Consider the following 8,424-nt stretch of genomic DNA (forward strand, 5'->3'; position numbering starts at 1 on the left):
ATGTTTATTGAAATTATAATTATTCATAAAGTAATTTTTTAAAGTAAACACATTCAAAGATAACAAAATCACCGAAAAAGATTAAAAACAGAGAAATTTTTTCGGTGTAAACTTGTATATAGTTACCTTAATTCATTTGCTGGAGAAGAAAAATTATACTATGAACGCAGAGCAAAGCAATTTAACTCCGACAATTCTGTAGTAAGAGCTAAAATTATTACTGTTCCATTTCAAATTAAATCTTTTGCTGCAATGTTCCTAGACGAACCACATAATGTTACAAGTTTTTTTGGTTTGATTGTTAGAAAATTAAATGAGAAGAAAGCACAGATATTTAGTGAAGACCATACTTATTCACCATATTATACAAGCGCTTATGCATATTATAAATTAGAAACTCATTTCAGAAAAAATAATCTTGATAAATCTTATAAAAAAGTTAGATTTCATATTCTAATGCTTTTTAGAATTATATCAAATTCAGAACAAATGCCTCCATTTAATAGCAAGAAAATGGATAAATATTGTGATGTGCTTTTAGATATACTAAATGATGATGCGAAGTCATTAAAAGTATTTAAAAAGTGTATAGATGTTATTGATAAAGCAGAATTTGACATCAATGAAAAACAAGATTTAAAGCTGGTTTCCAAAACTAAAATTCTAGTTGAATTCGCTAGAAAGAAATAAAGGCACTACCACTAACAGCCGTTTCTCGCAATTGCGAATTTTGTTGTAAGTTCACGTTCGCGTTTCGCACGAATTTTTATCTTTAACGGAAAATAATTCGTCCCGAACTTCGCAACTGACGAGAAGCGGCGGAGCGTTAGCGGTCATGCTAAAAAAACGTAGACGAATTCAACAACTTAAATGAAAACAAAATGATGATATTTACAATTATTGGAATCATAATAGTAGTAATTTTAATTGGTTCATTTTTATTAGGAATGGCAGGAATACCTATTTACCAAGATTCATACCTTAAAAGAAAAACTCAAACTGTTAACACTTCTGTCCAAAGTGAGAGAGAAAGAGTTCTATCTTTAATTTATCCTAAAATCCAAGAGTCATTAACAAATTACAACCTTGATAAAAACAAATTAATGAGAACTAAGGATATGTCAACATTGCATGATGTAGTAACTTCAATGTATTATTACATAGGGATTAAAGTAATGGGGACACTATTAGAAGAAGATAATTTAGAAGGATATCAAACATTAAGAGAAAGTTTATCAATTCATAAACAGCATCATAACCAAGAAATAAATTTCAGATATGCAAATACTAACGCTAGAGCTTATATTCTTGATGAAGATGATGATGATTATGACAATAAATATGTTACTTCAGAAAGTATAAAATTAGCTTTAGATTATGAAGAATATGAAGCTGAACTAGTATTAAAAAGATATTCAGATAAAACAATACCTCTTAGAGATGCACACTCAATCTATAGTGAATATTAATTAAATTAAAAACTAATGGTAAATCAAGTAATTTCCTAAAAGTACTAACAGAAAAATGAAAAACAAAACAAAATATTTAAACAAAAATGAAGCATTTGTATTCTCCTTTTCTAATATGGATATTCCAGGTTTAACTAATTTATTAAATGATCAATACATATACGAAAACCAAACAAAAGAGGAAATGCTTGATGACATTTCAATAGAATTTGAAATGCTGAAAGCAAAAGGAATTGTCTATTTAAAACCAATAGCTACTAAATGCAAATGCCATATTGATGATGAAGGTTATACTTTTTTGGACGAAAAAGAGGGCTATTTTTTCAACATAATTTTAGAAGAAATAGATACTAAAACATTGGGCTTTAAACAATGTGTGCATTTAGATAGAATTATTAATTTAGAATCTAGGAAAAAGTTAATTTATCTGCCTTATGGAGTATTAGACGATATTCCATTTTAAAATGGTATTGAATCAAAAAAAATGACACCTATAAATTATTATTTTCAAACCGAGAAAGCAAATAAACAAAGAAGCACGAACCGCTAACAGCCGTTTTGCTCTATTGCGAATTTTGTGGTAAGTTCACGTTCATTTTCCGCAAGAAATATTATCTTAGTGGAAAATAAGCAGTTCCGAAGCTCGCAACAGAAGCAAAGCGGCGAAACGTTATAGGTAACCTTTTCCCAAGATTACGCAGAAAAAATTTCTTAAAAACGGGAGCAAACAAACCCTTTTCAGCCCAGCAAAGTTGTAAAATGAAGAGGTACAAACAAATTTAATATGAATATAAAAATTAAATTATTGGCTCGGTTATTTTTACTAATGTTATTCCTTACTCTAACCAGTTGTGAAAAAGATTTATATGAAGAACCCCTTAAAAAAGAAATACCTAAATTTTCCGTTGAAATGAAAGAGGTAACTAATAAATCAGAAGTAATTTCAAAATTGAGAAAAAAATTTCCAACTAAATTAACAACATCTCCTTATGCTCGTGGCGAGGGTACTCTGTTAACACTCCAAGGTGATTTTGGTAAAGTTAAACTAGATAATGTTTTACAAGTAGCGAAAGATAATGATATAGCGTATAGCTTTGAAATAGATGAAACAATAAAATCTCCAAATGTTTATCTAAACCTTGTAATCGATAAAAATGATGTTATTTGGTTATATAAAGTTGATAAGATTGTTCAACATTATCAAGACTATCCCATAAATTCAGAAAGATTAGTAAGATATAAATTAAATCCTGATTTAACCGAACAATCGTCTACTCCTTGCGATACAATTATATTTCCACCGTTTCAACCCGACCCTACTGGCTCAAATACTACTAGTGGGGGCGGTAGTACTGGTAACTGGCAAAATACCCCTCCATCAGGTGGATTTTTCCCTCCATTTATTTTTACTCCCCCAGGTGGGAGTTCAAGTGGCGACGATAGTACCTCGGGAGGCGGCATAGCTAATGTAGTATCAGCCATTGCATCTGCAGTAGGTGATGCTTGGAATTGGTTAATTGAACTATTCCATTCACCTCCTTGTGGATGTCATAAATATAGTAATGTAGTAATTGTTGACGTACCTGAAAGCCCTTGCGGCGAAGGAGGTACTATCTCCATCATTCCACAATCACCAGTGTTAGACAAAATATATGAATTAAATGAGTTACTAGGCAACCGACTGAAATATGAAGATAAAAATTACTTTTACTACACTGATGGCAGATATCTAGATTATTTTCTTGATTTAGCTCAAAATCCTCCAGTAAATTATGCTTATTATGATATACTACCTGATTTGATTACTCAGGTAAGAACAACTGGAGATTACGATTTTGTTGAACAGACAAACACTACTATTATAGGTAATCCAATATTTTACACCTCTGCTAAGCCATTCATTATCGAAAAGCAAATTAATGGAAATCAACTGGACCCATGTGCACAAGGTGTACTTACCCAAGTAAAAAATTCAACAGTATGTGATATTGCTCAAGTAATAGCTAAAATAGGCCCTAGTATTTCGGTTTATAATACAACTATTAAATCAGAAGTAGCTCCCAATGGTAAACCTGCTCAAACTGTTCATAACTCAACATACAATTATACTATATATATTAGTACTGATTATACAGGTAAAACCAAATTATTCATAGCAGCATCAATGTTTCATGAATTAATCCATGCCTATTTCATGAGTCTTTTTGATGATTATTATAATACAAGTCCACCAAATCTATCTGCTTATAATGATTTTGCAGGTTTATTTCATTACTATGTAACTTTACATCATCCTTCTTCAATTAACCCAGCTGATGTCCATCATCAACAAATGGCTACTGATTATGTCGATGCAATAGCAAGAGCATTACAGGAATATCAAACAGGATTGCCAGTTCCGTCTACATCATCTCCTGAACAAATATATAGTGATATGGCTTGGGGTGGATTAAGCGAGGCTCCTTTGTTTAATACTCTGTTTCCTGAAGGGAGTCCTGATAGACAAAGAATATTAAACAGATATGCCGCTGAACAAACTGGCCACTCCATAGGAGAAGGAACACCGCAAGCACAAACTCAAATTGGACAACCTTGTAATTAAAAATGTTATGAAAAATTTAATAACTGCTCTGCTCTTGATATTCTTGTTTTCTTGTTCTGGACAAAAAAATAATAATACAATTAATCCAAAAGCTAATTCAGCTCAAAGCAATTTAACAGAAACGGAAAGTAATATTGTCAATGAGTTTTTAGGTAGTGAATTAAAAAAAGATAGGTATAAAAATTATAAAGATTATGAAGTTTTTTTAATTGAAGAGGCAGTAAAAAAAACAAAGTCAATATATGCCTATGAGTATACTTATAAGAATTTTTATAAAAGGGAAAGAGAAAGAGAATATTGGATTTTAGACAGTGTTCAAATAAAAAGACTGAAATCAGATTTAGAAACTGAAAAACAATATTATTGGAAAATAAGTGATTTTAAAAACACTAAGGTAAGTTTATATAAATATCAAGAATTAAGAACAATAATAAAGACTGGAGCATATGTTAACCTTCCAAAAAGGTTAATAATATTTTTATCAAAGCCATTAATTATTAATGAAAGCACTGCCTTAATAAGTTTTGATATTGGAAACGGAACACTTGGAAATAATGAAATAACTCATTTTACAGTATTAATGAAAAAAAATGAAAAAAAATGGATTGCAAAAGACTACTTTGAAGACGGCGCTTTTCAGTGAGTATGAACTCGCTACTCATTTAAAAACCTAAAACACCCTTGGCTTCGCCAAGGGTGTTTTTTTTATTCTTACTTTTTTTTGTGTAAGAAATATTTCTTAAATTTGAAATTTAACTTAAACTTTTTTATAAATTATGGCATCTACATCAGAAACAGGACACGCAAAAAACGTAGCAAATTTTCAAGACCTTATTGCATTCGTGACGGGTTATGGAGCTACTTACAACCCTTCAAAAAATACTTTGAAGATTCCACAACTAATAACACTTCAAACATCATCACAAGCAAACCTTGCCGATGTTGTAACTAAAAACACGGCTTACAACAATTCGGTTAATAACCGTTTGATAGCTTTCAGTAACCTAAAATCTTTATCAACTCGTTTAGTAAATGCTTTAGAAACTACCGATTCGACAAAAGAAAAAGTGAATGATGCAAAAGGTTTCAATCGCAAGCTACAAGGAAAAAGAGCTTCAACTTCTGTTACGCCAACCGACCCGGGCACACCAGCACCAACTACTATAAGTGCAAGCCAACAATCTTTCGACCAACAAATTCAGCACTTTGCAGGTCTTGTTTCAGTTTTACAATCTGAAACAAGTTATACACCAAATGAAAACGAGCTTAAAGTAATTACGCTTATAGCAAAACAAACTGACCTAACTGCAAAAAACAATGCAGTAGCAACTGCTTATACGGGAGTTAGTAACTCAAGAATTTTTCGAGACAAAACATTATACGAAGTAAACATAGGATTAGTTGATATCGCCACCGAAGTTAAAAAATACATCAAATCAGTTTTTGGTGCATTAAGTCCCGAATTTGCACAAGTAAAAGGGATAGAATTTAAAAAAATTAGAACATAGAGTTATTAAATTTAGATAACTCTCTACTCCATTTAGAAAAATCCTAACTGCGTTTAGAAAAACACTAACTGCGTTTAGAAAACAAGTAACTGAAAAAAGAAAACTTCTCACTGCATTTAAACATATGTTAACTGCTGCGAGATTTTTTTTTACTGCTATTGGAAAACTCGTTACTGCGAAAAGTAAATTTGCTACTGCGAAAAGGAAACTCCACACTTCGAAAAGGATTAGACCTACTGAAAATTGCAAATAATTAACTAATAATAAAGGCTACCTATAACAGCAGTTACAAGAAATGGCGAATTATTTTGTGAGTTCACGTTCACCTTTCGCAAGAAATATTATCTTAGCGGAAAGTAAGCAGTTCCGAAGTTCGCCACTTCTTGTAGCTGCGAAACGTTATAAGCCATTTTTCAACCGAAACGGAGAATTCAAGAATCTAAAAACATATTTATAATAATGAAACATAATTTAATCTTATCAATACTTTTTTTGACATTTATTAGCTGTAATGATAAATCTGAAACAACAAATGACCACGAAAAAAAGCTTTTAGAAAAAGAATTAGAAATTACTAAACGTGAGCTCGAAATAGAAAAAAAGGAAAATCAGAAAGTTGAAACTTCTTCGGAAGAAAGTTCAATTAACAAAACGATACCGAATTTTAATTACAAGAATCCTGAACAAATTGTTGAAGCAATTATTTATGCTGCTAAAAATAAAGATTTTGATGTTTTAGCAAATCTATGTGATCCACAAGAAAAAGGAGATGTTGAATCTCTTTGTTTATGCAGATTAAGTTCAAAATACAAATCAGAATATGCAGAAAGTCAAAACTGTAGCGAAATAACTAAAAAAGAATTTTTAACTCTTTTTCAAAAGGCAAGAAATCCTCAAACAATAAAAAATGATGGAATGTATGCAACTGTTGAATATGAAGTTGAAAATTTAGATGTCAAAATGGAAATGGTTAAACGGAAAAGTAGATGGTATATTTTTTCACTTTCCTCATCAGAACCAGGTGAAGAATAAAACGGCTTATAACAGCAGTTTTGCGACATTGCGGCACATTTTTCAAAATAGGACAAATATTTTTCATAACTTCGTTTTCGGTCACCGAAAGAATTCGTCTCCGAAATTGCCGCAACGCTCGCAAAGCTGCGGGACGTTAGCGGCAAGCTTCCGAAAAATCCTGCAAAATAAGACGAACTCAATTAAATGAAAAAATTCTATTCGATATTTAAAAACTTTACAATTTCAATCATTTCGATTTGTATTATCTTGAATTTAATTCTGTGTTATAATGAAGGAAGTGTTAAAGCAATTTTTGCTTTGAGAAACTTATTTCTGTATGCATTTTTAATTTGTTATTTGTTTTACAATAGAATTACTTTGGCATTGTTGATAATGATAGTTATATTATTTTGGTATGAGTTTTTTTCAGCGCCAAAATTGATAGAATATACAAGTAATCCAATAATTTACTTTACAAACGCATTACGTGAAGTTTTGAAGTTTTATGTAAATAGTATTGTAACTCGTTTGATTTTAGTAATTCCATTATTTTTGAGTTTAATAATAAGTGTAATTGAAATACCATACAGAATTAAGCTCGAAATAGAAAAAGAAAAAGCCAGCCGCTAACAGCAGTTTTGCGACATTGCGGCACATTTTGCAAAATTGTAAAAGTATTTTTCATAACTTCGTTTTCGGTCACCGAAAGAATTCGTCTCCGAAATAGCCGCAACGCTCGCAAAGCTGCGGGACGTTATGCGTCAGTTTCGTCGCGCAAAAATCACGAGAAATTTATCTGAAATTTGAATGAAATTTGTAACAGAAAATTGAGAGTTTGAAGTTTGGTTTTTTATTTGAGAAAATCCTACTTGTAACGGAATCACGTTTCTGAGATTTGTTCATTTTTGTGTTTGTAATCGTTCTGGTTGTTATGGAATTCAACAATAACTAGTTTGTAACCGAATTACGTTTCTCGGCTAAGTTTATTTTGTGTCGGGAAAGCTGGTTGTAAAACCGAACGCATAACAGCCGTTTCAAGAAACTGCTGGTTTACGGTAAATTGAACTTCTTTTTTTCTTAACTTCGTTTTTTCCTAGCGGAAAAAAAGCAGTTCCAAAGCCGCAGCTTCGTGAAGCGCCGGAACGTTGGCAGAAACTTTATGAAAAATCTCCTGAAAATATTACTTCTACTTTCATTCAACCTTTTGATGGCTCAGAAAGAATATTCATCAGTATTTGAAGGTTTTTACTTTAGAGGTGATGAAGTATCAAGATTTGACGAAATTGATTTTCAAAATTGCTGCATAAATTCTTCAAACTGGGCTGATTTTACGAATGACGTTTACAATAATGAAAACTTCACGAAATTAGATGTTGAAAATGGTCTAAATGGAATTTACATGAAAGTTATTTGCACTCAAAAATTTGGAGAATCATTTGGACATCTTGGAGCTTGGAATTCTGAAGTTATGATTATAGAAATTTTGGAAGTAGATCCAAAACGTACGTTCGCTGAATTTGTTAAACAGAATAAAGTTAGAAAAAGACAAAAATCTTAATAAAAAAGCTTCTGCCAACAGCCGTTTCGCACAATTGCGAATTTTGTTGTAAGTTCACGTTCACATTTCGCAAGAAATATTATCTTAGTAGAAAATAATCGGTTCCGAACTTCGCAACTGATGCGAAGCGGCGGAACGTTAGCACCAATAGTTGAGAATGCACAATCCTGAAATAGGTTGACAAAAAATCAACAACTATTTAAAGGACAACATGAAAGAAAAGAAACTCCCTTGTCAGAAAAAATCCGTTGGATTTGACTTAAAATTAAAGAT

The 8,424-nt window shown here is 31.4% G+C and carries 9 protein-coding genes; all 9 read left to right on the plus strand.

What is annotated here, in order from left to right:
• Positions 1 to 252: 252 nt before the first annotated feature.
• The 9 genes from ABIQ27_RS00190 to ABIQ27_RS00230 all read left to right on the plus strand — a co-directional run bounded on the left by ABIQ27_RS00190 (position 253) and on the right by ABIQ27_RS00230 (position 8,151).
• Complete coding sequence (locus ABIQ27_RS00190) at positions 253 to 690, plus strand: hypothetical protein (RefSeq protein WP_348030919.1); 438 nt, start codon at positions 253 to 255, stop codon at positions 688 to 690.
• A 191-nt stretch (positions 691 to 881) separates the two neighbouring features.
• On the plus strand, positions 882 to 1,469 hold the full coding sequence (locus tag ABIQ27_RS00195; RefSeq protein WP_348030921.1) for a hypothetical protein: 588 nt from the start codon (positions 882 to 884) through the stop codon (positions 1,467 to 1,469).
• Between the two features lie 55 nt (positions 1,470 to 1,524).
• Positions 1,525 to 1,932 carry a hypothetical protein gene (locus ABIQ27_RS00200; RefSeq protein ID WP_348030923.1) on the plus strand — a complete coding sequence of 136 codons (408 nt, stop codon included), beginning with the start codon at positions 1,525 to 1,527 and terminating at the stop codon, positions 1,930 to 1,932.
• Between the two features lie 321 nt (positions 1,933 to 2,253).
• Positions 2,254 to 4,071 carry a hypothetical protein gene (locus ABIQ27_RS00205; protein WP_348030925.1) on the plus strand — a complete coding sequence of 606 codons (1,818 nt, stop codon included), beginning with the start codon at positions 2,254 to 2,256 and terminating at the stop codon, positions 4,069 to 4,071.
• Positions 4,072 to 4,078: 7 nt separating this feature from the next.
• Positions 4,079 to 4,714, plus strand: coding sequence for a hypothetical protein (locus tag ABIQ27_RS00210; RefSeq protein WP_348030927.1), 636 nt, complete (start codon positions 4,079 to 4,081; stop codon positions 4,712 to 4,714).
• Positions 4,715 to 4,847: 133 nt separating this feature from the next.
• Positions 4,848 to 5,579, plus strand: coding sequence for a hypothetical protein (locus tag ABIQ27_RS00215; protein ID WP_348030929.1), 732 nt, complete (start codon positions 4,848 to 4,850; stop codon positions 5,577 to 5,579).
• Positions 5,580 to 6,038: 459 nt separating this feature from the next.
• A complete protein-coding gene (locus ABIQ27_RS00220) occupies positions 6,039 to 6,611 on the plus strand; it encodes a hypothetical protein (RefSeq protein ID WP_348030931.1) in 573 nt (190 codons plus the stop codon).
• 375 nt (positions 6,612 to 6,986) lie between these two features.
• Positions 6,987 to 7,223 carry a hypothetical protein gene (locus tag ABIQ27_RS00225; protein WP_348030933.1) on the plus strand — a complete coding sequence of 79 codons (237 nt, stop codon included), beginning with the start codon at positions 6,987 to 6,989 and terminating at the stop codon, positions 7,221 to 7,223.
• 529 nt (positions 7,224 to 7,752) lie between these two features.
• Positions 7,753 to 8,151, plus strand: coding sequence for a hypothetical protein (locus ABIQ27_RS00230; protein ID WP_348030934.1), 399 nt, complete (start codon positions 7,753 to 7,755; stop codon positions 8,149 to 8,151).
• Positions 8,152 to 8,424: the final 273 nt, after the last annotated feature.

Source organism: Flavobacterium sp. (assembly GCF_039916025.1).
Lineage (GTDB): Bacteria > Bacteroidota > Bacteroidia > Flavobacteriales > Flavobacteriaceae > Flavobacterium.